Origin of the sequence: Paraburkholderia flagellata (genome assembly GCF_021390645.1) — a bacterium.
GTDB lineage: Bacteria > Pseudomonadota > Gammaproteobacteria > Burkholderiales > Burkholderiaceae > Paraburkholderia > Paraburkholderia flagellata.
Genome location: NZ_JAJEJT010000001.1, coordinates 2463907 through 2488996 on the forward strand (window position 1 = coordinate 2463907; position 25090 = coordinate 2488996).

The 25090-nt window shown below is 65.4% G+C and carries 25 protein-coding genes; 16 read left to right on the forward strand and 9 right to left on the reverse strand.

What is annotated here, in order from left to right; genetic code table 11:
• Positions 1-121: 121 nt before the first annotated feature.
• The 3 genes from L0U83_RS11020 (at position 122) to L0U83_RS11030 (ending at position 4672) form a co-directional block, all read left to right on the forward strand.
• Positions 122-1570, forward strand: a complete 1449-nt coding sequence (locus L0U83_RS11020) for an aminotransferase-like domain-containing protein (RefSeq protein ID WP_233882644.1) — start codon at positions 122-124, stop codon at positions 1568-1570.
• A 128-nt stretch (positions 1571-1698) separates the two neighbouring features.
• The gene (gene mdtD, locus L0U83_RS11025; RefSeq protein WP_233882645.1) at positions 1699-3141 is read left to right on the forward strand and encodes a multidrug transporter subunit MdtD; all 1443 of its coding nucleotides are present in this window, start codon (positions 1699-1701) and stop codon (positions 3139-3141) included.
• A 259-nt stretch (positions 3142-3400) separates the two neighbouring features.
• A complete protein-coding gene (locus L0U83_RS11030; RefSeq protein ID WP_233882647.1) occupies positions 3401-4672 on the forward strand; it encodes an EAL domain-containing protein in 1272 nt (423 codons plus the stop codon).
• Between the two features lie 19 nt (positions 4673-4691).
• Here L0U83_RS11030 and L0U83_RS11035 read toward each other — a convergent pair whose 3' ends face one another.
• Positions 4692-5789, reverse strand: a complete 1098-nt coding sequence (locus L0U83_RS11035) for a sigma-70 family RNA polymerase sigma factor (RefSeq protein WP_233882649.1) — start codon at positions 5787-5789, stop codon at positions 4692-4694.
• Between the two features lie 190 nt (positions 5790-5979).
• Between L0U83_RS11035 and clpP the strand changes: the two genes are divergently transcribed.
• Positions 5980-6624, forward strand: a complete 645-nt coding sequence (gene clpP / locus L0U83_RS11040) for an ATP-dependent Clp endopeptidase proteolytic subunit ClpP (RefSeq protein ID WP_308445030.1) — start codon at positions 5980-5982, stop codon at positions 6622-6624.
• A gap of 31 nt (positions 6625-6655) precedes the next feature.
• Here clpP and L0U83_RS11045 read toward each other — a convergent pair whose 3' ends face one another.
• The gene (locus L0U83_RS11045; RefSeq protein WP_233882650.1) at positions 6656-7294 is read right to left on the reverse strand and encodes a TetR/AcrR family transcriptional regulator; all 639 of its coding nucleotides are present in this window, start codon (positions 7292-7294) and stop codon (positions 6656-6658) included.
• Positions 7295-7357: 63 nt separating this feature from the next.
• Between L0U83_RS11045 and L0U83_RS11050 the strand changes: the two genes are divergently transcribed.
• Positions 7358-7933, forward strand: a complete 576-nt coding sequence (locus L0U83_RS11050) for an isochorismatase family protein (protein ID WP_233882651.1) — start codon at positions 7358-7360, stop codon at positions 7931-7933.
• Between the two features lie 104 nt (positions 7934-8037).
• Here L0U83_RS11050 and sodB read toward each other — a convergent pair whose 3' ends face one another.
• Positions 8038-8616 (reverse strand): superoxide dismutase, encoded by a 579-nt coding sequence (sodB, locus tag L0U83_RS11055; protein WP_233882652.1) that lies wholly within the window; start codon positions 8614-8616, stop codon positions 8038-8040.
• Positions 8617-9072: 456 nt separating this feature from the next.
• A complete protein-coding gene (gene xseA, locus L0U83_RS11060) occupies positions 9073-10449 on the reverse strand; it encodes an exodeoxyribonuclease VII large subunit (protein WP_233882653.1) in 1377 nt (458 codons plus the stop codon).
• Between the two features lie 542 nt (positions 10450-10991).
• On the opposite strand from xseA, the gene lpxK reads away from it, so the two are divergent.
• From lpxK to L0U83_RS11085, 5 genes are all read left to right on the forward strand, one after another.
• Positions 10992-12071, forward strand: a complete 1080-nt coding sequence (gene lpxK / locus L0U83_RS11065; protein WP_233882654.1) for a tetraacyldisaccharide 4'-kinase — start codon at positions 10992-10994, stop codon at positions 12069-12071.
• The gene (locus L0U83_RS11070) at positions 12052-12255 is read left to right on the forward strand and encodes a Trm112 family protein (RefSeq protein WP_201695376.1); all 204 of its coding nucleotides are present in this window, start codon (positions 12052-12054) and stop codon (positions 12253-12255) included. The genes lpxK and L0U83_RS11070 overlap by 20 nt, the downstream gene beginning before the upstream one ends.
• 201 nt (positions 12256-12456) lie before the next feature.
• The gene (kdsB, locus tag L0U83_RS11075; RefSeq protein WP_233882655.1) at positions 12457-13260 is read left to right on the forward strand and encodes a 3-deoxy-manno-octulosonate cytidylyltransferase; all 804 of its coding nucleotides are present in this window, start codon (positions 12457-12459) and stop codon (positions 13258-13260) included.
• Positions 13261-13558: 298 nt separating this feature from the next.
• Positions 13559-14221, forward strand: a complete 663-nt coding sequence (gene adk / locus L0U83_RS11080) for an adenylate kinase (RefSeq protein WP_233882657.1) — start codon at positions 13559-13561, stop codon at positions 14219-14221.
• Between the two features lie 193 nt (positions 14222-14414).
• Positions 14415-15173, forward strand: a complete 759-nt coding sequence (locus tag L0U83_RS11085) for a 3-hydroxyacyl-CoA dehydrogenase (RefSeq protein ID WP_233882658.1) — start codon at positions 14415-14417, stop codon at positions 15171-15173.
• Between the two features lie 82 nt (positions 15174-15255).
• On the opposite strand, the gene L0U83_RS11090 is transcribed toward L0U83_RS11085, so the two are convergent.
• Positions 15256-16095 carry a SirB1 family protein gene (locus tag L0U83_RS11090; RefSeq protein ID WP_233882660.1) on the reverse strand — a complete coding sequence of 280 codons (840 nt, stop codon included), beginning with the start codon at positions 16093-16095 and terminating at the stop codon, positions 15256-15258.
• Between the two features lie 5 nt (positions 16096-16100).
• Entirely contained in the window at positions 16101-17651 is a 1551-nt protein-coding gene (gene murJ / locus L0U83_RS11095) for a murein biosynthesis integral membrane protein MurJ (protein WP_233882662.1), read from the reverse strand.
• 431 nt (positions 17652-18082) lie between these two features.
• Here murJ and rpsT point away from each other — a divergent pair, with 431 nt between their 5' ends.
• Entirely contained in the window at positions 18083-18355 is a 273-nt protein-coding gene (gene rpsT, locus L0U83_RS11100; RefSeq protein ID WP_158759143.1) for a 30S ribosomal protein S20, read from the forward strand.
• Positions 18356-18495: 140 nt separating this feature from the next.
• On the opposite strand, the gene L0U83_RS11105 is transcribed toward rpsT, so the two are convergent.
• Positions 18496-18843 carry a DUF3579 domain-containing protein gene (locus L0U83_RS11105; protein WP_158758497.1) on the reverse strand — a complete coding sequence of 116 codons (348 nt, stop codon included), beginning with the start codon at positions 18841-18843 and terminating at the stop codon, positions 18496-18498.
• Between the two features lie 644 nt (positions 18844-19487).
• Here L0U83_RS11105 and argF point away from each other — a divergent pair.
• The gene (argF, locus tag L0U83_RS11110; protein WP_233882663.1) at positions 19488-20417 is read left to right on the forward strand and encodes an ornithine carbamoyltransferase; all 930 of its coding nucleotides are present in this window, start codon (positions 19488-19490) and stop codon (positions 20415-20417) included.
• A 71-nt stretch (positions 20418-20488) separates the two neighbouring features.
• Here the strand turns inward: argF and L0U83_RS11115 are convergent, their stop codons facing one another.
• Complete coding sequence (locus tag L0U83_RS11115) at positions 20489-21304, reverse strand: IclR family transcriptional regulator (protein ID WP_233882665.1); 816 nt, start codon at positions 21302-21304, stop codon at positions 20489-20491.
• 112 nt (positions 21305-21416) lie between these two features.
• Between L0U83_RS11115 and L0U83_RS11120 the strand changes: the two genes are divergently transcribed.
• On the forward strand, positions 21417-22607 hold the full coding sequence (locus tag L0U83_RS11120) for an acyl-CoA dehydrogenase (RefSeq protein ID WP_233882666.1): 1191 nt from the start codon (positions 21417-21419) through the stop codon (positions 22605-22607).
• A gap of 89 nt (positions 22608-22696) precedes the next feature.
• Here L0U83_RS11120 and L0U83_RS11125 read toward each other — a convergent pair whose 3' ends face one another.
• Positions 22697-23335 carry a peroxiredoxin gene (locus L0U83_RS11125; protein WP_233882667.1) on the reverse strand — a complete coding sequence of 213 codons (639 nt, stop codon included), beginning with the start codon at positions 23333-23335 and terminating at the stop codon, positions 22697-22699.
• A gap of 360 nt (positions 23336-23695) precedes the next feature.
• Between L0U83_RS11125 and L0U83_RS11130 the strand changes: the two genes are divergently transcribed.
• The 3 genes from L0U83_RS11130 (at position 23696) to L0U83_RS11140 (ending at position 25085) form a co-directional block, all read left to right on the forward strand.
• Entirely contained in the window at positions 23696-23998 is a 303-nt protein-coding gene (locus L0U83_RS11130) for an ElaB/YgaM/YqjD family protein (RefSeq protein ID WP_007584918.1), read from the forward strand.
• 205 nt (positions 23999-24203) lie between these two features.
• Positions 24204-24590, forward strand: a complete 387-nt coding sequence (locus L0U83_RS11135; RefSeq protein ID WP_233882668.1) for a phage holin family protein — start codon at positions 24204-24206, stop codon at positions 24588-24590.
• Positions 24591-24605: 15 nt separating this feature from the next.
• Entirely contained in the window at positions 24606-25085 is a 480-nt protein-coding gene (locus tag L0U83_RS11140) for a DUF3318 domain-containing protein (protein WP_233882669.1), read from the forward strand.
• The last annotated feature ends 5 nt before the right edge of the window (positions 25086-25090 follow it).

A 25090-nucleotide genomic window follows, 5' to 3' on the forward strand; every position in this document is an offset into this window, starting at 1 on the left:
CAGTGATGGACAATCCCATGTACAGTTCTGAACAGTTCATCTGGAACTGTGCAGCGAAAAAACCGAACAGTCACTGCAGTTTCAATCCGCAGCCTGAAGCGGCATACCCAGCGAGACCCAGATGAAACTCGAACTCGACCGCGCGAGCGACGTGCCGCTCACCGACCAGATCGTCACCGGCGTACAGACGTGGATCCGTTCGCGCGCGGCGCACCCGGGCTCGCGCCTGCCGTCCATCCGCCAGTTCGCCGCCGACTACGCCATCAGCCGCTTTCCCGTGATCGAGGCCTACGACCGGCTCGTCTCGCTCGGCTATCTCGACTCGCGCCACGGCTCGGGCTTTTACGTGAGCGAGCACGCGCGCTCGGGACTTTCCGGCATGGGCACCTGCGACCTCACGAACGCCGCCGACGAGTCGGGCCATCTGCTCAGCCAGCTCGAACGCGCTGACGAATCGCTGCAGCTCGACAGCGGCTCGATCCCGCAGGCCTGGCGCGACGTCGACGCGCTCGGCCAGGCGATCCGCCATGTGTCGCGCAGCGACCCCGCAAGTCTCGTCGACTACGGCACGCCAACCGGCGACGCCACGCTGCGCGAGCATCTGCGCAACCGGCTCGCGCCGCTCGGCATCGTGGCCGACACCCAGCAGATCCTTATCACCGAAGGCGCGAGCGAGGGTCTTGACCTGCTCATGCGCTACATGCTCAAGCCCGGCGATACGGTTTTCGTCGAAGACCCCGGCTACTACAACCTGTACGGCCTGCTCAAGCTGCACGGCGTGCGCCTCGTGGGGATCCGCCGCACGGCGAGCGGGCCCGATCTCGACCATTTGCACGCGATGCTCGCCGAGCACCGCCCGCGCGCGTTCTTCGTCAATACGGTATTCCACAACCCGACCGGCTCGACGATCTCGCCGCCCGTCGCGTTCCGCTTGCTGCAACTCGGACGCGAGCACCGCTTCACGATCGTCGAGGACGACATCTACGCCGATTTCCAGGCCGATCCCACCGACCGCCTCGCGGCGCTCGACCAGTTCGAGCACGTCGTGTACGTGGGCGGGCTCTCGAAGACGCTCTCATCGGCGCTGCGCGTGGGCTACGTGGTGGCCAACCCTGCGATCGTGCGCGACCTCGCGGCCATCAAGGCGCTGACCACCATCAGCGGCTCGCGCTTCACGCAGGCCGTGGCCGCCACGCTGCTCGAGCGCGGCGCGTACCGCAAGTACCTCGAACGGCTGCGCCGGCGCATCTCCGAAGCGCAAGGGTCGGCCACGCGCACGCTCGAAGCGCATGGATGGGAGCTGTTCGGCGGCGCCGCGACGACGACAGCGTCGCTCGGGGCGCGCGGCTACGCGCAAACGGGCGGCAAGTTCGTCTGGGCGCGCGTGCCGCACGTGGAAGATTCGACGCGGCTCGCGGCCTGCGGCGAGCCGCTCGGCGTAGCGGTCTCGCCGGGCAGCCACTTCCGCCCGCATGGCGAGGCGAGCCCGTGGATTCGCATCAATGTTGCGCTCACGCTCGACCCGCGCGCCCAGGCGTTCTTCGCGGCGGCGGCGCGTCTCGGCGCATAACCACGCGGGCGCAGGGCGCACGGCACAGACGGCGGACACGGCACATGCGCGGCAGCGCGCCCTGCCGTCTGCGCTTGCACGCCGTTTTCCCTACAATGGCGCTTGCCTGCGCGCCCCACTCCTCGCCCATGTCCGAATCCACCGCTGCATCCAGTACCACGCCATCGCCCCGCTCGTTGTCCGTGATGCTGTGGCTCGTCGCCACCGGCTTCTTCATGCAGACCCTCGATTCGACCATCGTCAACACGGCCTTGCCGGCGATGGCAAAGAGTCTTGGCGAATTACCGTTGCGCATGCAATCAGTCGTGATCGCGTATTCGCTCACGATGGCGGTGATGATCCCCGTATCGGGCTGGCTCGCGGACAAGCTCGGCACACGGCGTGTGTTTCTCGGCGCGATTTTCGTGTTCGCGCTCGGCTCACTCCTGTGCGCAAGCGCGCATACGCTGAACCAGCTCGTGGTCTCGCGCGTCGCGCAGGGCGTGGGCGGCGCGATGCTGCTGCCGGTCGGGCGGCTTGCCGTATTGCGCACGTTTCCCGCCGAGCGCTATCTGCCTGCGCTCTCGTTCGTGGCGATTCCGGGGCTGATCGGCCCGCTCATCGGCCCGACGCTCGGCGGCTGGCTCGTGCAGATCGCCTCGTGGCACTGGATCTTTCTCATCAACGTGCCGGTGGGCGTGGTGGGGTGCGTCGCCACCTTCATCTTCATGCCCGACAGCCGCAACCCGGACACGCCGCGCTTCGATCTGCCGGGCTACCTGCTGCTCGTCATCGGCATGCTCGCGATTTCGTTCGCGCTCGACGGGCGCAGCGAGTTCGGCATCCAGCACGCCACCGTGCTCGTGCTGTTCATCCTCTCGCTCGCCGCGTTCGTGGCCTACGGTCTGCACGCGGTGCGCACGCCGCAGCCGATCTTTTCGCTCGATCTCTTCAAGATTCACACCTTCAGCGTGGGCCTGCTCGGCAATCTGTTCGCGCGCATCGGCAGCGGCGCGATGCCGTATCTGATTCCGCTGCTTTTGCAGGTGGCGCTCGGCTACACGGCCTTCCAGGCGGGTCTCATGATGCTGCCCACGGCCGCGGCGGGCATGTTCTCCAAGCGCCTCGTGACGTACCTCATCATGCGCTACGGCTACCGCAGCGTGCTGGTCTCGAACACCGTGCTCGTGGGCCTCATGATGGCGAGCTTCGCGCTGTCCACCCCCAACGAGCCGCTGTGGATGCGTATCGCGCAACTGGCGATATTCGGCGGCGTGAACTCGATGCAGTTCACGGCGATGAACACGCTCACGCTCAAGGATCTCGGCACAGGCGGCGCGAGCAGCGGCAACAGCCTCTTCTCGCTCGTGCAGATGCTCTCGATGAGCCTTGGCGTGACCGTCGCGGGCGCGCTGCTCACGACCTTCACGGGCATCATGGGCCACAAGACCGGCGAGAACGTGATTCCGGCGTTCCACGCGACGTTCATCTGCGTGGGCATCATCACCGCGGGTTCGTCGTGGATCTTCGCGCAGCTCTCGTCGGACCTGCGGCGCACCGCGAAGAAGACAGATCCGTCCGAGCGGGCCTGATAAGCCGGTGCCGCCGCGCGCACCGCAAAGGTGCGGCGCGCCTCGTGGCCGTGCGTCGCCAGCGTTCGCGCCGCGATCAGGCACCAACTCAGGAACACCGCCTGCACCGTCGCGTAACAGCGCGTGCACCAGCGCACGGGCAATGGCCACGAGGCGGCCCCGGGACCTGGGACTCGCATACTTTTTGCTGTCCTATCCTGTAAACTTGACGCTCACGCGTCCCGCCCGTCACGTCCGTCCCGCGCGCCATCGAAACGAAATGACCAGCATGATCGACATCGATCCCCCCGGCTTCCAGTCTCGCCCCATCGCCGGCGAAGAAGGCGCCCGCCGCACCGTGCTGTACGGCGGCTACACCGTCTTCAGCGTGTTTCAGCCCGTGTTTTCGGTCGCGCACCGGCGCGCGATCGGCTATCACGCGTCGCTGCGCGCGCACGACGAGCAGGGTCAGCAGGTGCCGTCGCAGGAGGTGTTCACGCAGGCGGCGCGGCGCGGCGACCTGCTTGAACTCGGCCGCCTCGCGGAATCGCTGCATCTGGGCAACTTCAACGCGTTCGATTCGCACGACGAATGGCTCTTCCTGAGCCTGCATCCGGCCGCGCTGATGGACACGAGCTACGGCGACGCCTTGCTCGCGGGTATCAAGGCACTCGGCCTGCAGCCGCAGCGGGTGGTGCTCGAAGTGTCGGAGCAGGCGGGCGGCGAGAATTCGCGCTTCGCGGAGATCATCGACGGATTGCGCAAGGCGGGCTTCGTGATCGCGCTGGATGGCTTCGGCGCGAAGCATTCGAACATCGACCGCGTGTGGCAGCTGCGGCCCGACATCGTCACGCTCGACCGCAGCCTGCTCGCCCAGGCGAGCCGCCACGCGCATATCGAGCGCGTGCTGCCGGGTCTCGTTTCGATGCTGCACGAGTCGGGTCAGCTCGTGCTCGTGGGCGGCCTCTCGACCGAGCGCGACGCGCTCATCGCGCTGGAGAGCAACGCCGACTTCGTGCAGGGCGCGTATTTCGCACGGCCGGACGTCGAGCCGGTGCCGCCTGCCAAGGCCGCGCAGCTCATGGACGATCTCTCGGCGCGGCTGCGCGAGCGCGTGGCCGCGCGCGAGCGCTCGCAGTCCGCGCGTCTCGCGCCGTACGTGAGCGCCATCGAAGCGGCGGCGAAACAGCTTGCCGAGGGCGTGGACATGAACGACGCCACGCTGCCGCTGCTAGGCCTCGACGACACGGCGCGCTGCTTCCTGCTCGACGCGTCGGGCCGCCAGATCGGCGACAACGTGCTGCCCGACGGGCGCACGTCGCAACGCGCCAAGCGTTTCCGGCCGCTGCTGCATTCGGAAGGCGCGAGCTGGGAGCGACGGCCATACTTCATCGGTGCGATGAAGGCGCCGGGCCGCGTGCAATTCACGCCCCCCTATCTGTCGATCAACGAGGCGCACCTGTGCGTCACGGCGTCGGTCGCCGCGCAGACGGAACACGGCGTGCAGGTGCTGTGCGTCGACATCAACTGGGACGCCGCCTTGCGCGGCTAACTTGCGTACAAGCCTCGGCTCAGGCCAGGGCGAGCGGCTGCGCGAGCATCGTTGCGCAGCCGTGTGTGGTGGACGCTTGCGCGGTGACGGTAAGCGTAGACACGCACGCCGCGCCATCGCTCGAGGCGAGCCAGGCGAGCAGCTTGCGCACCGCATCGCCGCCGAAAGCCCGGTTGGCCGTCTGGAGCGCGCTCCCCTCCTCCATCGCCGCGACACAAACGACCGGCTCGGGCACCCCGTAGCGGTCGTCGCGCACGTGCAGCCAAGCCGCAAGCGCGCCGTCCTGCGCGACGAGCGCCACGCCCGGCTCGCCGTCCAACGCAAGCGCCTCGGCACGCAGAACGTGCGCCAGTGGTGCTTCCTGCGTGCCGTGGCGGTGAGCCACTTCGGCCACGCTCGACGCGACTAGCGCGGTTGCGGTCACGCCCAGCAGATCCATCAATCCCACGCGATCCTGCGCATGCAGCACGTCACGCAATCGCTCAGCGGTGCGCGCGTGCTGCACTTTGTCGGCAGGAGCCGCTTGCGGCGCGGCCTCGCGGGCGAGCCGCACACGGGCACGCCGCACGATCTGCCGGCAATGCTCGTTCGTGCAGCCGGTGAGCGCGCCGATTTGCGCGTAGTCGCAATCGAAGGCCTCGCGCAACACGAACACCGCCTGCTCGAGCGGTCCTAGCCGTTCGAGCAGCAGCAGCAGCGCGTCCGAGAACCGCCGCGCACGCAATCCCGCCTCTTCCGCTGAGGGCGCCGCTTCGTCGAGCCACGCGGCCTCGTGTTCGCCCGCATTCTCCCGGCGCAAGCGGCGCAGCCGGTCGATCGCGAGGCGCACCGTGACCGTGGCGAGCCACGCCTGTGGAGTGCGCAAGGCTGGCGCGTCGGCGTCGCGCCAGCGGAACCATGCGTCCTGCACGACGTCCTCGGCCTCCGCGCGGCTGCCCAGCACGCGCGTTGCCAGCGCAATGAGCCGCCCGCGCGCCTCGCCGAAGGCGGCGGCGCGGCGCGCGTCAGTCCACGCTTCTTCGCGAGGGCCGCCTTCCTCGCTCACTGGGGTCGCAGCCTCATTGCGCCCAGCGCCCTCCAGACTCGTTCCGTCAATTGTGTCGATCGCCTGCGTCATTCGCTCCGCTCCTTCGCCTTGCGTGGTCGCTCCCGCCCGTTTCCCACATGACGTCCGGCGCGAGGCCAACGTGACAGCCCCCCGCAAAAATATTGTCGTCACGCGGCCGCCGCGCCGGGCGTCATGGCAGCAGCGTCGCAATCGCGCCGCCAACGTCAACAGCCGTCAACGGAAAAACGCGAGGCCACTCATGCCATCCTTTGCACTGAATCATGCAGCAATGCCGCCGAGCGCGCTCAATCTCGTCCCGACCGTGATCGAAACATCGGGGCGCGGCGAGCGCGCCTACGACATCTACTCTCGCCTCTTGCGCGAGCGTATCGTGTTCCTCGTCGGGCCAGTGACCGAGCAGAGCGCGAGCCTCGTGGTCGCGCAACTGCTCTTTCTCGAAGCGGAAAACGCGGACAAGGACATCCACCTCTATATCAACTCGCCGGGTGGTTCGGTCTACGACGGACTCGCCATCTACGACACGATGCAGTTCATCAAGCCCGATGTCTCGACGCTGTGCACGGGTTTCGCGGCCAGCATGGGGTCGTTCCTGCTCGCTGCAGGCGCCCAGGGAAAACGCTTCGCACTACCGAATGCACGCATCATGATCCATCAGCCTTCGGGTGGCGGCCAGGGCACCGCTGCCGATGTCGAGTTGCAGGCGCGCGAGATCCTTTACCTGCGCGAGCGCCTGAACGCGATGCTCGCCGCGCGCACCGGGCGCGGCATCGAGCAGATCGCGCACGACAGCGACCGCGACAATTTCATGTCGGCGCAAGCAGCCGCGGAGTATGGCCTGATCGACCGCGTGCTGACGTCGCGCGAAGAGCCGCTACAGCGCTAAGACGCGGTGCGGGTGTGGGCGGCTCGCGGGCTCACGCGAGTCGCACGGCGAGCCACGTCGCCAGCACGCCCTTGTACTCGGCGACGAGCAGCTTGCGCTCCTTCGGTTTCGCCGCGGCGTAGAGTGGATTGAGGCTCTTGATGACCTGCAGCATGACTTCGGCCACGCGATAGGCCTCGTCGGACGAAAGTGCCGGTTGATAGCGCAGGAAGAGCGCCGTGAAACGCTGACGCAGCAGATTGCGCACGGCCGCATCGCGCTTGAAGCCAAGCGGCACGGAAAGCAGCGGCAAATACGCGGGATAGTCGTGCATCAGGTCGACCATCAGGTCGAAAAGACGCTCGACCAGTTCTGCGAGTGGCAGTTTGCCGGCATCGTCGTGCGCGGCGATGAGCGCGCTCCAGCGCGCGTCCATCTCGTTGCCGTAACGCTGGCGCAGCGCGAGAGCCAGTGCTTCCTTGTTCGGAAAGTACTGGTACGCCGCGCCAACGGAAACGCCCGCCTGCTGCGCGATCTGCGTCATCGTCGCCGCTTCGAATCCGCGCTCGGCAAAGGCTTCGCCCGCCGCTTCGAGCAGCGCGTCCAACGTACGCGCCGCACGTTCCTGGCGCGGCACGCGCCGTGCGTTCTCAACTTGCGCCTCTTTACGCGCGAGCGGGTCAGCCGCCATATCTGAAGCCTCCTTCATATTCGTGTATGATTATGTGAAGCCATCCTCACATATAGGTGAACCATGACGCAAGCACTTTCACTGAACGCGCGCACCACGGCGCTCGTGATGATCGATCTCCAGCACGGCATCGTCGGCCGCCAGATCGCGCCCTATAGCGGCGCACAGGTCGTGGCCAACGCCAAACCGCTCGCCGACGCCTTGCGCGCCAAGGGCGGCACCGTCGTCTGGGTCCACGTGCTCCTGAACGAACTGCTCGCGCTGCCCGCCGACGCCCCCGGCCGCACGCCCGACACGCCGCCCGCACCGGCCGAGGCTTCCGAACTCGTGCCCGGCATCGGCGCTCAAGCCGGCGACGTGATCGTCGCCAAGCGCCAATGGGGCGCGTTCTACGGCACCAACCTCGAGCAGCAGCTGCGCCGCCGCGGCATCGACACCATCGTCATCGGCGGCATCGCCACGAACTTCGGCGTCGAATCCACCGCGCGCGCGGCGTTCGATCTCGGCTTCAAGCTCGTGTTCGTCGAAGACGCCACTTCGGGTCTGAACGAAGAGATGCATCACTTCTCGTTCGAAAAGCTGTTCCCGCACATGGGCCACGTGCGCTCGACGCAGGAAACCATCGCCGCTTTTGCGTAAAACACTTCACGCAAAACAAAAAAGCCCTCGATGCGAATCGAGGGCTTTTTGCATGTACCGCAGTCATTGCGGCACGTCGAACAGGACTTCGTACTACGCGAAACTCACGCGAAGTTTTGCGCTGCGAAGTTCCAGTTCACGATGTTCCAGAACGCTTCGACGAACTTCGGACGCGCGTTGCGGTAGTCGATGTAGTAAGCGTGTTCCCACACGTCGATCGTGAGGAGCGCCTTGGCGTCGGTCGTGAGCGGCGTGGCGGCATTGCTGGTCGACACGATGTCGAGCGAGCCGTCAGCCTTCTTCACGAGCCACGTCCAGCCCGAACCGAAGTTGCCCACTGCAGCCTTGGTGAAGGCTTCCTTGAACGCGTCGTAGGAGCCCCACTTCGCGTTGATCGCGTCGCCGAGTGCGCCCGACGGTGCGCCGCCGCCTTGCGGCGAGAGGCTGTTCCAGAAGAACGTGTGATTCCAGATCTGCGCCGAGTTGTTGAACACGCCACCCGACGACTTCTTGATGATCTCTTCAAGCGAGAGCTTTTCGAATTCCGTGCCCGGAACGAGATTGTTCAGATTCGTGACGTAAGCCTGGTGGTGCTTGCCGTAGTGGAACTCGAGCGTCTCTTCCGACATGTGCGGAGCGAGGGCGTTCTTCGCGAACGGCAGCGGCGGGAGCGTAAATGACATGATGCGGTTCCTTCGTCGTGTTATGGGGAGTTCTGCGTGATAACCGGCATGGAGCACTCGATTGTAGGCGAGTTGGAATAACCCCGCAAACGAGCGGCCTTTATGCCGGATATCGTTTGCGCGGGGCTTTTGCGGATGAACCGCTACGCGGTTTTTCGCCGATTCCCCGCTGCGTGGGTGCCATGCTGCACGGGTCGCACAGCGCGTGATGCTCGATGCAACGACGCTCGAACAGCGCTTGCGAAGCCATGCGATCCATACCGGGATCGCACGCAGGCAATACCGCTGCAATCGCGTTGCAATCTTCGCGCAACCGGCATGCAAACTTCCTGCAACGAGACTGCAACAATCGCTCGCCGTCACGATTTTTCGTCGTGTTCCAAACGATCGTGCGATCGCGCCGGTTCTTCCTTGCACAGCAAACAGCGAGCCTGGCCGTCTGACTACGTGCCAGTTTCAGAAACCGTCGGCGAGGCGCGGCTGGACATCGGCGAGCGCGACGTCGGCGCTGCCCTGTGCGAGATGCACTGTGAGCCGCTTGCCGGGCTTGAGCGTGGCGGGCGAACGCACGGCCGCGCCGCTTTGCGCGTCGAGCAGCGCCGCGTAGCCGCGCTCGAACGTGCGCTGCGGACTCAGCACTTCGAGCCGCGCCGTGAGTTCCGATACGCGCGCCGCTTCGCGCTCGCGCTGACGCGCGAAGGCGCCGTCCAGACGCCGGCCAAGCGACTCGAGTTGAGCGCGCTGCGCGGCGGCGTCGGGCCGCGCGCGCTGCCAGCGCATCTGCATGACGTTCAGGCGCGCACGCGCCTCGGCGCTGGCACGCGAGCCCGCCGATGCGAGCCGTATCGTCAATTGGCGCAAATGCGTGCGCTGCTGCGCAAGCCGCTCGACGGGAGAAACGAGCCGGCGCGCCAGCCAGTCGAGTTGCTGCGAGCGCCGCTCGAGCAGGCGGCCGAAATCGCGCGCGAGCGCGGCATGGCGCTGGTCGAGGTCGCGCAGCAGCAGCGTGCGCTGCGGGCTGACGAGTTCAGCCGCCCCAGTGGGGGTCGGCGCGCGCACGTCGGCCGCGAAGTCGGCGATCGTGAAATCGGTTTCGTGTCCTACGCCGCTCACCACGGGAATGGCGCTGGCCGCGATCGCGCGGGCAAGCGCCTCGTCGTTGAACGACCACAGGTCCTCGATCGAGCCGCCGCCGCGGCACAGCACGAGCACGTCCACTTCGTTGCGCGCGTTCGCGGTTTCCAGCATCGCCGTGAGCTTTTCGGCCGAGCCCGCGCCCTGCACCGGCGCGGGATAGACGATCACCGGCACGTGCGGCGCACGGCGGCACAGCGTGGTGAGCACGTCGCGCAGCGCAGCGGCCTGCATCGACGTAATCACGCCGATGGCGCGCGGATGCGAGGGCAGCGCGCGCTTGCGCCCGGCGTCGAAGAGCCCTTCGGCTTCGAGTTGCGCCTTCAGTCGCAGGAACGCTTCGTAGAGCCGGCCCTGGCCGGTGCGCCGCACGGCCTCGACGTTCAGCTGGAGTTCGCCGCGCGGCTCGTACATCGTGACGAGCGCACGCACTTCGATGCGGTCGCCTTCGCGCGGCGTGAATTCGGCGTACTGCGCGCGGCCGCGGAACATCACGCAGCGAATCTGCGCCTGGGCGTCCTTGATCGAGAAGTACCAGTGGCCACTCGCGGCGCGCGTAAAGTTGGAAACTTCGCCGGAAATCCATGCGAGCGGGAACGTGCGCTCGAGCATCGAGGCGATCGCCCGGTTGAGCGCCGAAACCGGCACGACGACGTCGCCCGAAGAAGCGGAAGAAGCGGAGAATCGGTCGGATAGCATGCGAAAGGGTGTGGAGAAGCGTCGGCCGGACAGACGATAGACCGTTCGGGGGGCGCCAGTCCAGCACGAAAGAGACCCGCCCCGCAAGCGCCGCGAAGTGTCCACATCGGCGCTGTCATGCGGCAAGTTGCCCGCACCCGCCCCGCAAACGCTGAAAAAATATCCCATCTTGTTGATTTTTATACGTTTTTTATCTCCATAATATCCTTACACGCCGATGGAGAGGCCGAAGAATGGGCCTTTGCGGCTTCCCGTAGCCTACTTCTCCACAAAGTTATCCACAGGCGGTGATTTTTTGGACGTTTCGCGCGCCTTGCACGCAGCCGACAATTGCGTGCGGCCAGCCAACTTGCCGCGTGGCGCCTACCCGCGCTAGAGTGCCGGGTTCACGACCGCCTGTGCCGCGCCGGGCGCTCGCAGATGCAGGTCATTCGTCTGCCGTCTTGTTTGTCGCTCACCTCGAACCGGAGAACCGACCCGATGCCCGCCCTGCCTGTCTGCTTCCCGCATGCCGCGTGCGGCGCTTCGCGCGCAAATTGCCGATGAGCGGCCCCGTCTCCCGTCTCAAGGAACGCCTCGAAGCGCAGTTTGCGCACGCCTGGCAACGCCGCGGCGCACTCGCGTGGGCGCTTACGCCGCTCGCCGCCGTGTTCGCCGCCGTGAGCGGCGCGCGCCGCGCCGCCTTCGCCGCGGGCTGGCTCAAAAGCATGCGCGTGGGCGTACCCGTGGTGGTGGTCGGTAACGTGACCGTGGGCGGCACGGGCAAGACGCCCACGGTGATCGCACTCGTCGAGGCGCTGCGCGCAGCGGGCTTCTCACCCGGCGTGGTCTCGCGCGGGTACGGCGCGAAAATCGCACGCCCGACACCCGTCACGGCGGATACGCCCGCGCGCCTTTGCGGCGACGAACCGTTGCTGATCGCCCGCCGCACGGGCGTGCCCGTGTGGGTCTCGCCCGACCGCGTCGCGGCGGCCACGTCTCTGTGCGGCGCCCACAGCGACGTCGACGTGATCGTGAGCGACGACGGCCTCCAGCATTACCGCCTCGTGCGCGACGTCGAGATCGTGGTGTTCGACCATCGCCTGGGCGGCAACGGCTTTCTGCTGCCCGCGGGCCCGCTGCGCGAGCCGCTCTCGCGCAGCCGTGACGCCACGCTCATCAACAATCCGTTTGCGCGCACGCTGCCGCCCTGGCCCAATACGTTCGCGCTCAAACTCGAACCCGGCGACGCCTGGCACCTCGCCAATCCGGCGCTGCGCCGTCCGCTCGCGCAGTTTGCCGCTGGCGCGGCCGCGCCGGGGCAAGGCACTGGCACACAAGGGTCGCAGCCCGCGCTGCGCATCGTGGCGGCGGCAGGCATCGGTTCGCCTGAGCGTTTTTTCGCGACGCTGCGCGCGGCCGGCCTTGCGCCGCAAACCCTGCCGCTGCCCGACCATTACGCCTACGCGACCAACCCGTTCGCCGACGTCGCCGCCGACGCGATCCTGGTCACCGAAAAGGATGCAGTAAAATTGGGGTCCTGGAACGATGCGCGCATCTGGGTCGTCCCCGTCGAAGCCGCGCTCGATCATCGCCTCATTACCCTGGTTGTGGAGAAACTCCGTGGACGCTCGTCTGCTTGAAATCCTGGTCTGCCCGATCTGCAAGGGCCCGCTCAGCTATGACCGCGCCGCGCAGGAGCTGATCTGCAATGCCGACAAGCTCGCCTATCCGATCCGCGACGGCATTCCGGTCATGCTCGTCGACGAAGCGCGTCAAACCGTGGAAGGCACGCCGGTCGATCCGCAAGGCCCAAGCGCCGCGTAAGGCGCGCGGGCGGCGCTTCGCGCGCCGCCAGGTGGCCGCAATCGCGCTCACTCCCCCGCTCACGCCATTCACTCCGCTCATTTCGTACTCCCGGCTGGAAGTCGAGTCGCACGCGCCGCCCCCGGCGCGCTGTCGGCTCCAAAGGCGGTTTCCAGAACCGGTTATCCCTAATCCCGTTTCCTGTCCTTGCCCGAACTGGCCATGACCGCTCCCGTGCAACCCTTCATCGCCGTCGTCCCGGCGCGCCTCGCGTCCACGCGGCTGCCCAACAAACCGCTCGCCGACATCGGCGGCAAGCCGATGGTGGTGCGTGTGGCCGAACGCGCGCGTGATTCGGGCGCGCAGAAGGTGCTGATCGCCTCCGATGCCCAAAGCGTGCTCGACGCCGCACGCGACCACGGTTTCGAGGCCATGCTCACGCGCGCCGATCACCCGTCGGGCACCGACCGCCTCGCTGAGGTCGCCGAACAATATGGCTGGAGCGACGAGACGATCGTGGTCAACGTCCAGGGCGACGAACCGCTGATCGACCCCGCGCTCGTGTGCGACGTTGCGTCGCACCTCGCTGTGCACCCCGAATGCGCCATCGCCACCGCGGCGCATCCCATCACGGCGCCCGAGGAGATCTTCAGCCCGAACGTCGTGAAGGTCGTGCTGGACGCGCGCGGTGTAGCGCTCTACTTCTCGCGCGCGCCCATTCCCTGGGCCCGCGACGCCTGGCAGCCGCACTGGTCGCCGGCGCGTCTCGATCTCGGCGCAATGCCCGCCCCGCCGGCTCCTGCGACCGTTTATCGGCATATCGGCCTGTACGCATACCGCGCGAAATTCCTGCGCAGCTACCCCTCGCTCGCGCAGTCACCGATCGAGCAGGTCGAGGCGCTCGAGCAACTTCGCGCAATGTGGCACGGCGAGCGCATCGCGGTGCTCGTGACGGCCGAAGCACCCGCGCCGGGCGTCGACACGCCCGCCGACCTCGCCCGTGTGCAAGCGTTATACCGGCCTTAATTCCGTCCGTGGGGCAAAAATCCCATGGCATAATCAATTGTTTGCGCGAGCCGTCTAAAGCCTTTGTGCGTCGGGGTTTCCCCGCTTTTCGGCACCGTCTTGCAGCGCCGCCCCGAGTCCTGTGCGAGTCATGGACACCGGGCGAAAGCCGCGCGGGACGGGCCGTTGCCCCCGCCAGCACTGCCTCGACGGCCGTGAGCGAATGGGCAAGGAGACGCACGACGCTGACGATGCTGTCCCACCACACGTGGTGCAGCCACCGCGCCGCAAGAATTCACACAGATCGGAGATTGTTCACATGCGTTTGATCCTGTTGGGCGCCCCGGGCGCGGGCAAGGGAACCCAGGCAAGCTTCATCAAGGAAAAGTTCGGCATTCCGCAAATCTCGACGGGCGACATGCTGCGCGCAGCCGTCAAGGCGGGCACGCCGCTTGGCCTCGAAGCGAAGCGATTCATGGACGCCGGCGAGCTCGTCACCGACGAACTCATCATCAATCTCGTGAAGGAACGCCTTCAGGAGCCCGACTGCAAGAACGGCTACCTGTTCGACGGCTTCCCGCGCACGCTGCCGCAAGCCGAAGCCATGAAGCAGGCGGGCGTCGCGATCGACTACGTGCTCGAGATCGACGTGCCGTTCGACGAGATCATCACGCGCATGAGCGGCCGCCGCATGCACCCGGCTTCGGGCCGCACGTATCACGTCAAGTTCAATCCGCCCAAGGTCGAGATGACGGACGACGTCACGGGCGAACCGCTCGTCCAGCGCGACGACGACAAGGAAGAAACGGTGCGCAAGCGTCTGGACGTGTACGTCGCCCAGACCAAGCCGCTCATCGCCTACTACAGCGAGTGGGCCAAACGCGGTGAGGAAAACGGCCTGCAGCCGCCGCAGTATCGCGCCATCTCGGGCCTCGGCAGCGTCGACGAGATTCGCGAGCGCGCATTCGAAGCGCTGAAGTAAGCGATTCAACGGCCGGTTAAAAGCACGATTCGAAGCCGGTTTCGGCTTTCATGCTGGTTTGCCTGCGGGCCGGCTGGCGCCGCACTCCCGATGTGACTCGGGGCGCGACGCCAGCCGGCCCGCTTTGTTTTTGCGTGGCCTTGCGTGGACTTCCGCTCCGCGCAAGACATAGCCCAACGACAGGAGACGAAACATGCAGATCCGCGGCAACGTATTTCTCATCACCGGCGGCGCGTCGGGGCTCGGCGCGGCAAGCGCACGTCTCATCGCGGCCGAGGGCGGCAAGGTCGTCATCGCCGACCTCAACGAGGACGCGGGCAACGCGCTCGCGAAGGAACTGAGCGGCGCGTTCGTGAAGTGCAACGTCGCGAGCGAAGACGACGGCGCGCGTGCCGTAGCCGCGGCAACCGCGCTCGGCACGCTGCGCGGCCTCGTGAACTGCGCGGGCATCGCGCCCGCCGTCAAGACCGTGGGCAAGGACGGCCCGCATCCGCTCGACACGTTCTCGAAAACCATCTCGGTCAATCTGATCGGCACTTTCAACATGATCCGCCTCGCGGCGGCCGCGATCGCCCAGACGTCACCCGCCGAGGGCGGCGAGCGCGGCGTCATCGTCAACACGGCTTCGGTGGCCGCGTATGACGGCCAGATCGGTCAGGCGGCCTACGCCGCGTCGAAAGGCGGCGTCGTCGCGATGACGCTGCCGATCGCGCGCGACCTTTCGCGCAGCGGCATCCGCGTCATGACGATCGCGCCCGGCCTCTTCGAAACGCCGATGCTGCTCGGCATGCCCAAAGAGGTCCAGGATGCGCTCGGCGCGATGGTCCCGTTCCCGCCGCGCCTCGGCAAGCCCGATGAATATGCGATGCTCGTCAAGCAGATCGTCGAGAATCCGATGCTCAACGGCGAGGTGATCCGTCTGGACGGCGCGATCCGCATGCAGCCGAAGTAACCGGGCGCCCTGCTACGCGCAATAAAAAAAGCCCGCGAGATTCGTCGCGGGCGTTTTTGTCTGCACTTTTCAGTCAAGCGCTTCAGTCGTTATCGAGCGTGCGCTGACGCAGTTCATGCAGCTGCGACTCGACCACGGTCGCGTCTTCCGCGTCGGGGCGCTCGTCGAGGTAGTGTTCGAGGTCTTCGAGTGCGGGGCGCAGATAGTCGAGCCGCGCATACGCGAAGCCGCGGTCGCGCACTTCCTCGATGTTCTCGGGCAGCAGGATCACGAGCCGCTGCTGGATGGCCAGCAGGCGCTGCCAGCGTTCAGTCTGCAGATATACCGACTTCAGGTTGCGCAGCATGCGCGCGACGATCTCGCGGCGCGTGGCCGGTTCGAGCAGCATGCGCAGCGCACGGGCCACGGAGTCGCCGGCGTTGGCCACGAACGGTTCGAGCATCTCCACCATGTCGGATTCGGTGAGCGTGCGGCCCGTGGTGGGATCGAGCATCTCGTCGCCTTCGGGCAGCGCGACGCGCAGCAGAAAATGTCCCGGAAACGATACGCCTTTCACCGGCAGCCCGAGCTGCGTCGCCATTTCCAGATACAGCACCGCCAGCGAAATGGGTATGCCGCGCCGGCGCTTGAGCACGACGTTCAGGTGGCTGTTTTCGGGGTCGAGAAAGTCGTTGAGGTTGGCCGCGAAGCCCATCTCGCGAAAAAAGCAGCGGTTGAGCACGGCGACCTGCTGGCGCACGTCCGCCCCTTCGGGCATGCGGCGGCGCACGCGCAGCGCGAGTTCGTCGATCTCGGCGAGCGTGCCTTGCAGATCGAGATCGGGATACGCGTCCTGCGCGATTGCGAGCGCCGCCTCGGTGAGCGGCAGGCTCTCGTCGTCGGCAACGAGCGCGCTGAAATAATCCAGTACCCGCGTAGTCATCGTGGTCACTTCGCCCGCCTCTTGAAGTACGCGTATTTGAAGCCCATGAGCCAAAGCATACCGAAATATAGCGCCGCGAACAGGACGAGGCACGCACCGAGCAAAGCGATGCGCTCAAGCGGTTCATGACGCAGCGCGATCCAGTCGTAGCTGATGGCGCACCAGTGCATCGCCCCCGCCAGCACGAGACATGCCCCGAGCAACTGCACGAAGAACGTCATCCAGCCCGCGGACGGCATGTAGATGCCGCGGCGGCGCAGCCCGATGAAAAGCAGTAGCGCGTTCATGCAGGCGCCAAGGCCGACCGAGAGCGTGAGGCCCGCGTGCGAGAAGATCGGCACGAAGATGTAGTTGCTGATCTGCGTGGCGATGAGCACGCCCACGCCGATCTTGACCGGCGTTTTGATGTCCTGGCGCGCGTAGAAGCCGGGCGCGAGGATCTTGATGAGGATGAGGCCGACGAGCCCCACCCCGTACGCCGCGAGCGCGCGGCCCGTCATGATGACGGACGTGGCGTCGAACTTGCCGTAGTGAAAGAGCGTGGCCGTGAGCGGCTCGGCGAAGAAGAAGAGCGCAACGGCCGAGGGCGCGGCAAGCAGGAACGTCACGCGCAGGCCCCAGTCGAGCAGCGCCGAGTACTCATGCGGATCGGCATCGACGTGCGCTTTCGAGAGGCTCGGCAGCAGGATCGTACCGAGCGCCACGCCGAGCAGCGCCGTGGGGAACTCCATCAGGCGGTCGGCGTAATTGATCCACGAGACCGCACCGGGCCCCAGACGCGAGGCAATATTGGTGTTGATGATGAGGCTGATCTGCGCGACCGAGACGGCGAACATGGCGGGCACCATCTTCGCGAGCACGCGCTTAACGCCCCGGTGCGCGAGCGCCTTGAGCGGATTCAGCCCGATGCGCGGCATCATGTCGATGCGCTTCAAGCCCGGCAATTGCACGATGAACTGCAGCACGCCGCCCACGATCACGGCCCATGCGAGCGCGTAGACGGGCTGCTTCATGTGCGGCGCGAAGGCCACGGCAGCCGTGATGAACGAAACGTTGAGCAGCACCGGCGCGAACGCGGGCAGCGAGAACTGCTTGTACGTGTTGAGCACGCCGGACGCGAGCGACGTCAGCGAGATGAACACGATATAGGGGAACATGATGCGCGTCATCGTGACGGCGAGCGGAAACGCCTGCCCGTCGCTCTTCAGGCCCGACGCGACCACAATCACGACGAACGACGCGCCGAAAATGCCAAGCAGCGAGAGGATCGCGAGCACCCAGGCGAGCACAGTCGACGTGGCGTCGACGAGCGCGCGCGTGGCGTCATGGCCCTTCTGGTTCTTGAACTCCGCGAGAATCGGCACGAACGCCTGCGAGAAGGCGCCTTCCGCCGAGATGCGGCGCAGCAGGTTGGGAATGCGAAACGCGACGTAGAAGGCGTCGGTGTACTGGCTCGCGCCAAATGCGCGCGCAATCAGCGTTTCTCGGGCCAGACCGGTCACGCGCGACAGCAGCGTGAAGCCGCTGACTGTCAGCAGGGCTCGGAATAGATTCATGGGGCGGCTATTATACGGGCGCCTTCCGCTCGATCGCGCAAGCGCAGCGCAATGGTCGACGCAAAACCCGCGCGACGGCGCAGGCAGACGGGAGGCAAAGACAAAACGCGCTGATTGTGACCGCGTCGCGTTAAAGGCGTTCACCTCCGGCGGCACTTGTCGTCGCTGAAGCGCAGTGCTTGCCTCGCATTGCCACCCTCATGATTCTGTTGCTATAATCGTCGATTCGGGTTCTCTCAGAGGGCTCGAAGCGCGTCTTGGAAAGGGGGCAGGAAGCTGCTCTGGCACAAAAGGCGCGGCCAGTTTAGAGCAAACCGAACTGGCAAATACCGTTTTGGACTTTCAGGCAACAGCAGGCAACGCTGCCGAAGGTTCAAATCCAGGCAAAGAGCGCCGGCCAGGTCCACGCTCCGCAATCACAAGGAATCGCAATGGCAAACTCCGCACAAGCACGCAAGCGCGCCCGTCAGGCCGCGAAGGCAAACTCGCACAACTCGGCACTGCGCTCGAAGTTCCGCACCGCCATCAAGGCTGTTCGCAAGGCAATCGACGCCGGCGACCAGGCAAAGGCTGCTGAAGTTCTGAAGGCAGCGGGCAAGACGCTCGACATCATCGCCGACAAGAAGATCGTTCACAAGAACAAGGCCGCTCGCAACAAGAGCCGCCTGGCTGCTGCCGTCAAGGCAATGCAAGCTGCGCAGTAAAGAGATTCGCACTGCCGGCCACGCTGGCAGCGCTCTCTTGAGCTGCACGACAAAAACCCGCTTTGGCGGGTTTTTTTGTTTTTGTCGGGCACAAAAAAAAACCCGCCGAAGCGGGTCCGTTCGTCGCTGCGGCTGTGCCGTTAGCGCACGGTGGCTTGCTGTGTGGCGTGATCGTGCGGCAATTCGCACGCCTCGGTCACGAGGAGGTCGTTGTCCTTCGCGAAGTTCATGACGAAATTGAAGGCCATCGGCTCGACGTCCTTCAGGCGCGAGTCCAGCACGACGACCTTGAGGTCGCCGATCATCGTCGGGCGCACGTAGAGCGAGTAACGCAGATAGGCGTTCGGGCCGCGAGCATTGGCCGACGCTTTCGGACCGAAGCTCGACATCACCCCGGCGAGGCGCTCCGACCAGTCGCTCGGACGAAACTTCTTCCCCGCGCTGGTGATGCCTTGAATGAAGTATTCGGTTGGAGCTTCGTCGGCCATGCAGGAGTACCTGTGTGTGTAGCTGCTGGGTGCGTTTGCAGCATGTAACGGCGGCACGAGCGCTGCGCCCGCGCGGATACCTCACGGGTACCGCGGAACGCCGGCCGCGGGGATCGCCCGCCACCACGCGCCTGGACAGTCCGATGGATAGGGAACGGCTGCCGCGCACCCCGCCTGGCGTCAAGTCTCGAAAATCGTCGCCGCCGCATGTCACAAGTAGGTCTTGCAACGGATCGACGGGACGATTTCGCGGCGCACTGCCAGTCAGCGCACAGGCCGCCCCGCGGGCTTGCCTGCCGTTGCCGCGAGGTGTCGCCACCTTGCCGCAGGTGTTGCCACCACACGCTCAGGGCCCGTTTGTCGTGCCTAAGAAATCTCTGGGATTATAGCGCACCGACCGTTTTGACGCAGTGCACACAAGGCATTTGAAAGGCTAAATCCGGGCCCTCGCGATGGCCGCGAAACAGCCGCGAAAGCCATCCCGAAAGCGCCGCCCACCCCGTGCCAGAACACCCTGCCCAAATTTAGGGCAACTCGTCAAAATGCGCAAAATCCTTTATGCTGCTTTGACTTACCACCAACCTCAGCGGCGTCGCCGGCCCAATCTTGCAGTTCGAGGCCGGATCGGGCGCCGTTTTCGTTTCATGACCTCCCGGACCATACGCCATTACCTGCAGTTCAAGGATTTCTCCCTTGACGAATATGATTATGTGCTGGAGCGCGCGCGCATCCTGAAGCGCAAGTTCAAGAACTACGAGACCTATCACCCGCTGCACGACCGCACGCTGGCGATGATCTTCGAGAAGAGCTCCACGCGCACGCGCCTCTCGTTCGAAGCGGGTATCTTCCAGCTGGGCGGCCATGCCGTGTTCATGAACACGCGCGACACGCAGCTCGGCCGCGGCGAGCCGATCGAAGATTCGGCGCAGGTCATCTCGCGCATGGTCGACATCATCATGATCCGCACGTTCGGCCAGGACATCCTCCAACGCTTTGCCGAAAGCTCGCGCGTGCCGGTCATCAACGGTCTAACGAACGAGTACCACCCCTGCCAGGTGCTGGCGGACATCTTCACGTACTACGAGCATCGCGGCCCGATCCGCGGCAAGACCGTGGCGTGGGTCGGCGACGCCAACAACATGCTCTACACGTGGATCGAAGCCGCGCAGATCCTCGAGTTCAAGCTGCGTATTTCCACGCCGCCGGGCTATCCGCTCGATCCGGCGCTGGTCGCGCCGGAAAGCAAGCCGTCCTACGAAGTGTTTGAAGACCCGCATGACGCCTGCGACGGCGCCGACCTCGTGACGACCGACGTCTGGACCAGCATGGGCTTCGAGGCCGAAAACGAAGCGCGCAAGACGGCGTTCGCAGACTGGTGCGTGGACGCGCCGATGATGGCCCGCGCCAACGCCGATGCACTCTTCATGCACTGCCTGCCCGCGCACCGCGGCGAGGAAGTGAGCGCCGAGGTGATCGACGGCCCGCAGAGCGTGGTTTGGGACGAGGCGGAAAACCGCCTGCACGTGCAGAAGGCGCTTATGGAGTTCCTGCTGCTCGGCCGGTTGAACCACTGAGCCTGGCCGTACGCCATCATGAAAAAGCCGACCTCCAGGTCGGCTTTTTTGTGTCCGCTGCGGCTCGCGCGTCAGACCGTTTCGCCAAGACGCCTCGCCAGCGACTTCAGGAGCGGCGCCACGCGCTCGCGAAACACCTCGGGCCCCATCGATGAAGCCGGCCCACTGCAGCTGAGCACGAGCCAGCGACGATCGCGCGGCTCGCGAAACGGCACCGCCACGGCGTTGACGTCTTCGTGCCAATCGCGAAACGAATAGCAGCACCCTTCCTTGCCGAATACCTCGATCTCGCGTTTCGCGGCCTCGACCAGCGCCGGCCCTTCGCTTCCCGCCGCCTTCTCCAGTTCCGCGAACAACGCCATGCGTACATCGATGGGCTGCACGGCCAGATACGCGCGGCCCATCGAGCTCGTGAGCATCGACAGCCGCGAGCCTGAGGCGAGGCCCAGCGTAAGCGCCGTCTCGCTGCGGATCGTCTCCAGATAGATCACGTCCAGACCGTCGCGGCAGCCCAGCGACACTGCAGCGCCCACCTCGCGCGCGAACGCGCGCAAATGCGGGCGGGCGAGTTCGAGCGTGTCAGTACCCGACAGCAGCGCGAAGCCGAGTGACAGCACACCGGCGTCGAGCGCATATTTGCCAAGCGATTCGTCAAAACGCAGATAGCCGAGCACGGTGAGCGTGTAGGCGAGCCGGTTCACGGTCGCCTTCGGCAAACCCGTGCGCTGCACGAAGTCGCGGTTGCCGAGCAGCGTCTCGCCTGGGCGGAACGCCCGCAGCAGATCGAGCCCGCGCGCGAGCGCCACGACGAACTTGCGCTCGTCGATCGGGCCCTCAGCCAGCGAAGAAGAAAAAGAGGAAGTTGTAGTCGTTCCGGATGCAGACATGGGCGCCCTGGTGCTACACTAAAGTCAATTTGCAAAACATTGTTCCGCATAGCGGAACTCAAGTCAAGCGCAAATTCGCCCATCTAAAGGATTTGAGGAAAGGAGAGACACCATGGCCGCACACGCCCAGTTCCATTGGGAAGACCCGCTTCTGCTCGACCAGCAGCTCACCGAAGAGGAGCGCATGGTGCGCGACGCCGCCGCCGCGTACGCCCAGGACAAGCTCGCGCCGCGCGTGCTGGAAGCGTTCCGCCACGAGAAAACGGACGCCTCGATCTTCCGCGAGATGGGCGAAGTCGGCCTGCTCGGCCCGACGATTCCCGAGCAATACGGCGGCCCCGGTCTCAACTATGTGGCCTATGGTCTGATCGCGCGCGAAGTGGAGCGTGTCGACTCGGGCTATCGCTCGATGATGTCGGTGCAGTCGTCGCTCGTGATGGTGCCGATCTTCGAATTCGGCTCGGAAGCGCAAAAGCAGAAGTACCTGCCCAAGCTCGCGAGCGGCGAGTGGATCGGCTGCTTCGGTCTCACGGAGCCGAACCACGGCTCGGACCCGGGCAGCATGGTCACGCGCGCGAAGAAGGTGAACGGCGGCTACTCGCTCTCGGGCGCGAAGATGTGGATCACGAACTCGCCAATCGCCGACGTGTTCGTCGTCTGGGCGAAGCTCGAGGAAGACGGCAAGGACGACATTCGCGGGTTCATTCTGGAGAAAGGCTGGAAGGGTCTCTCGGCGCCTGTGATCCACGGCAAGGTGGGCCTGCGCGCCTCGATCACCGGCGAAATCGTGCTCGACGAAGTGTTCGTGCCGGAAGAGAACCTCATGCCGGGCGTGAAGGGCCTGCGCGGTCCGTTCACCTGCCTGAATTCGGCGCGCTATGGCATCGCCTGGGGCGCGCTTGGCGCTGCGGAATCGTGCTGGCACACGGCGCGCCAGTACGTGCTCGACCGCAAGCAGTTCGGCCGCCCGCTCGCGGCGAACCAGCTGATCCAGAAGAAGCTCGCCGATATGCAAACCGAAATCACGCTCGGCCTGCAGGGTTGCCTGCGCCTCGGCCGCATGAAGGACGAAGGCACGGCGGCGGTCGAGATCACGTCGATCATGAAGCGCAATTCGTGCGGCAAGTCGCTCGATATCGCGCGTCTCGCCCGCGACATGCTTGGTGGTAACGGCATCTCCGACGAGTTCGGCGTGGCGCGTCACCTCGTGAACCTCGAAGTGGTGAACACGTACGAAGGCACGCACGATATTCACGCGCTGATCCTCGGCCGCGCACAGACGGGTATCCAGGCGTTCTTCTGATCGCCGCCCCGCTCTGCATCACCACCCATAAAAAAACGCCGCACGATGTGTTTCGTGCGGCGTTTTTGTTTTCGCGTTGGCCGAATGGCTTACTTGTTCGGCTGCGGCGTCATGCGCAGATACGGACGCAGCGCCTTGTAGCCCTTCGGGAACTTCTGCTTGATGACTTCTTCGTCCTTCAGCGACGGGACGATCACGACGTCGTCGCCCTGCTTCCAGTTGCCGGGCGTCGCGACCTGATAGTTGTCGGTGAGCTGCAGCGAGTCGATCACGCGCAGCACTTCGTCGAAGTTGCGGCCCGTACTCGCCGGATAGGTGATGATGAGGCGCACCTTCTTGTTCGGGTCGATCACGAAGAGCGAGCGAACCGTGAGCGTCTCGTTCGCGTTCGGATGGATCATGTCGTAGAGCGTAGACACCTTGCGGTCGCCGTCTGCGAGAATCGGGAAACCGACGTTCGCCGCCTGCGTCTCGTTGATGTCCTTGATCCACTCGTTGTGCGACTGGGCGTTATCCACCGAAAGCGCGATCGTCTTCACGTTGCGCTTCTCGAATTCGTCCTTGAGTTTGGCGGTCAGGCCAAGCTCGGTCGTGCAGACCGGTGTGAAGTCGGCCGGGTGCGAAAACAGCACGCCCCAGCTATTGCCGAGCCACTCGTGAAACTTGATGCGGCCAACGCTCGAATCCTGCTCGAAGTCGGGCGCGATATCGCCAAGACGTAGACTCATGGTGTGGTTCCTTTGAACGAGGTGAACGGAGTTCGATCGAAACGGCGCGCGCGGCCGTCGATCCAGTGGACGTTTACAACACTCGAGCATACCGGCCCTGGTTGCCCCCCGCGAACGAACATCGCCTCACACCGGTATGCGTTTTTGTAATTTTGAACCGGTTGAGGGAAACTTTAGGTGCCGGATCAAATCAATGACTCTCACCGGCGCATCTGTTGCGCGCGCAATCCCAAACCCCGTCCATATGCATTTGCGGGAACGGATCGTGCGAATTTCGAGGTCATGGCGGCGCGTCACGCTTGCCAGCGCCCGTATCTTTGTTACGATTCACGCGTGATGTGACACGATGGGAGCCAGTCAATGTCAGAAGTCAACAAGGAGAGGCTGATGTCCGATATCAAAACCGTCCTCGCGGATGCAGAGGACCTGCTCAAGCAGGCTGCGAGCGCTACGGGCGAGCGCGCTTCGGAACTGCGCGAAACGGCACTCTCGCGTCTGAAGCAGGCAAAAGAGAAGGCCGCCGACGTCCAGGTAGTCGTGGTCGAGAAAGGCAAGAAAGCGGCGCGCGCCACCGACGACTACGTCCACGAGCACCCGTGGGCGTCGATCGGCATCGCCGCCGGCGTGGGAGTGCTGGTCGGTCTGCTGATCAACCGCAAATAAGCGGCTCTCCCCGCGCCACGCGAGCGGTCTCAGGACCGCTCGCGTGACGCGGTCGAACAGCCGGCTGGCGGCGGGTGCCTGACGGCTTTTCACCGGCGCGCGCCGCCGCGCCGCTTGATCTCGCCGGGCGATCCCGCCCGCCGTTTTCTCTTGCGTTTTTTCCTGCGCATTGCCCGGGCACACGCCTGCGCCACCTGCCATCGCCATGACGACAGACACCCACTCGCAGCGACACGAACACGGGCCGTTGCGCCGACTGCTCGGCTCCGCGTCCGCGATGCTACAGACGCGGCTAGAATTGATCGGCATCGAACTCGCCGAGGAGAAGGACCGCCTCATCGGCGTGCTCTTCCTTGGCCTCGCGGGGATGATGTTCGCGATGCTTGCGCTGATCGCGCTCACGGCGCTCGTTGCCATCACCTTCTGGGACTCGTACCGCTGGGAGGCGCTCGCCGGTCTCACGATCGTCTATGCGATCGCGGCGATTTTCTGCGGCCTGAAGGCGCGCCGCGGCCTGCACACCGCGCCACTCGTATTCCAGGCAACGCTCGAGGAATTCGAGAAAGACCGAGATGCCCTGCGCAACCCCTAGCCGCGAGCCGACGCCATGAATCAATCCCGACCGGACACCGCTTTTCGCCCCCGCCGCGGCCGTGCTCACGACCTCTCGACGCCACAACTGCGCGCGCTGCGCAAGGAACTGCTGCTCGTGCGAGCGAGCATCGAGCGCGCCGAAATGGCCGAAGCGCTCGTGGACATCCGCTCGACGGTCACGAACTTCAGCTGGTTGCGCTTCGTGGTGCCCGGATTCGGTCGCTCTGGCTCTGGCTCTGGCGGCGGCGTGGCTTCCGGCCTCGGCAGCCTGCTCAAGGAATATCCGCTGGTCAGTTCGCTCGTCTCGCTCATCGTGGCGAAACCGCTGCGCACAAGCATCGTTTCCGTTGCGCGCCCCATCATCAAGTGGGGCGGCCTCGCCTTTACGGCGTGGGAGGCGTATCGCGTGTGGCAACAGGTGCGGCGCCAGCGCGGCGCCTCCCCGAACCCGAGCGCCCGCGACAGGTCCGACGAAGACGACCTCACCGGCTGATCGCC

What these genes read in the sequence shown, in the direction of transcription:
- L0U83_RS11130 (WP_007584918.1), top strand. Translation starts at nt 23,696, where the DNA reads ATGTCAGAAGTCAACAAGGAGAGGCTGATGTCCGATATCAAAACCGTC.
- murJ (WP_233882662.1), bottom strand. Translation starts at nt 17,651, where the DNA reads ATGAATCTATTCCGAGCCCTGCTGACAGTCAGCGGCTTCACGCTGCTG.
- L0U83_RS11140 (WP_233882669.1), top strand. Translation starts at nt 24,606, where the DNA reads ATGAATCAATCCCGACCGGACACCGCTTTTCGCCCCCGCCGCGGCCGT.
- L0U83_RS11135 (WP_233882668.1), top strand. Translation starts at nt 24,204, where the DNA reads ATGACGACAGACACCCACTCGCAGCGACACGAACACGGGCCGTTGCGC.
- rpsT (WP_158759143.1), top strand. Translation starts at nt 18,083, where the DNA reads ATGGCAAACTCCGCACAAGCACGCAAGCGCGCCCGTCAGGCCGCGAAG.
- L0U83_RS11085 (WP_233882658.1), top strand. Translation starts at nt 14,415, where the DNA reads ATGCAGATCCGCGGCAACGTATTTCTCATCACCGGCGGCGCGTCGGGG.
- L0U83_RS11050 (WP_233882651.1), top strand. Translation starts at nt 7,358, where the DNA reads ATGACGCAAGCACTTTCACTGAACGCGCGCACCACGGCGCTCGTGATG.
- L0U83_RS11090 (WP_233882660.1), bottom strand. Translation starts at nt 16,095, where the DNA reads ATGACTACGCGGGTACTGGATTATTTCAGCGCGCTCGTTGCCGACGAC.
- xseA (WP_233882653.1), bottom strand. Translation starts at nt 10,449, where the DNA reads ATGCTATCCGACCGATTCTCCGCTTCTTCCGCTTCTTCGGGCGACGTC.
- L0U83_RS11120 (WP_233882666.1), top strand. Translation starts at nt 21,417, where the DNA reads ATGGCCGCACACGCCCAGTTCCATTGGGAAGACCCGCTTCTGCTCGAC.
- L0U83_RS11115 (WP_233882665.1), bottom strand. Translation starts at nt 21,304, where the DNA reads ATGTCTGCATCCGGAACGACTACAACTTCCTCTTTTTCTTCTTCGCTG.
- sodB (WP_233882652.1), bottom strand. Translation starts at nt 8,616, where the DNA reads ATGTCATTTACGCTCCCGCCGCTGCCGTTCGCGAAGAACGCCCTCGCT.
- L0U83_RS11105 (WP_158758497.1), bottom strand. Translation starts at nt 18,843, where the DNA reads ATGGCCGACGAAGCTCCAACCGAATACTTCATTCAAGGCATCACCAGC.
- argF (WP_233882663.1), top strand. Translation starts at nt 19,488, where the DNA reads ATGACCTCCCGGACCATACGCCATTACCTGCAGTTCAAGGATTTCTCC.
- adk (WP_233882657.1), top strand. Translation starts at nt 13,559, where the DNA reads ATGCGTTTGATCCTGTTGGGCGCCCCGGGCGCGGGCAAGGGAACCCAG.
- kdsB (WP_233882655.1), top strand. Translation starts at nt 12,457, where the DNA reads ATGACCGCTCCCGTGCAACCCTTCATCGCCGTCGTCCCGGCGCGCCTC.
- L0U83_RS11020 (WP_233882644.1), top strand. Translation starts at nt 122, where the DNA reads ATGAAACTCGAACTCGACCGCGCGAGCGACGTGCCGCTCACCGACCAG.
- L0U83_RS11035 (WP_233882649.1), bottom strand. Translation starts at nt 5,789, where the DNA reads ATGACGCAGGCGATCGACACAATTGACGGAACGAGTCTGGAGGGCGCT.
- L0U83_RS11030 (WP_233882647.1), top strand. Translation starts at nt 3,401, where the DNA reads ATGACCAGCATGATCGACATCGATCCCCCCGGCTTCCAGTCTCGCCCC.
- L0U83_RS11045 (WP_233882650.1), bottom strand. Translation starts at nt 7,294, where the DNA reads ATGGCGGCTGACCCGCTCGCGCGTAAAGAGGCGCAAGTTGAGAACGCA.
- mdtD (WP_233882645.1), top strand. Translation starts at nt 1,699, where the DNA reads ATGTCCGAATCCACCGCTGCATCCAGTACCACGCCATCGCCCCGCTCG.
- clpP (WP_308445030.1), top strand. Translation starts at nt 5,980, where the DNA reads ATGCCATCCTTTGCACTGAATCATGCAGCAATGCCGCCGAGCGCGCTC.
- lpxK (WP_233882654.1), top strand. Translation starts at nt 10,992, where the DNA reads ATGAGCGGCCCCGTCTCCCGTCTCAAGGAACGCCTCGAAGCGCAGTTT.
- L0U83_RS11125 (WP_233882667.1), bottom strand. Translation starts at nt 23,335, where the DNA reads ATGAGTCTACGTCTTGGCGATATCGCGCCCGACTTCGAGCAGGATTCG.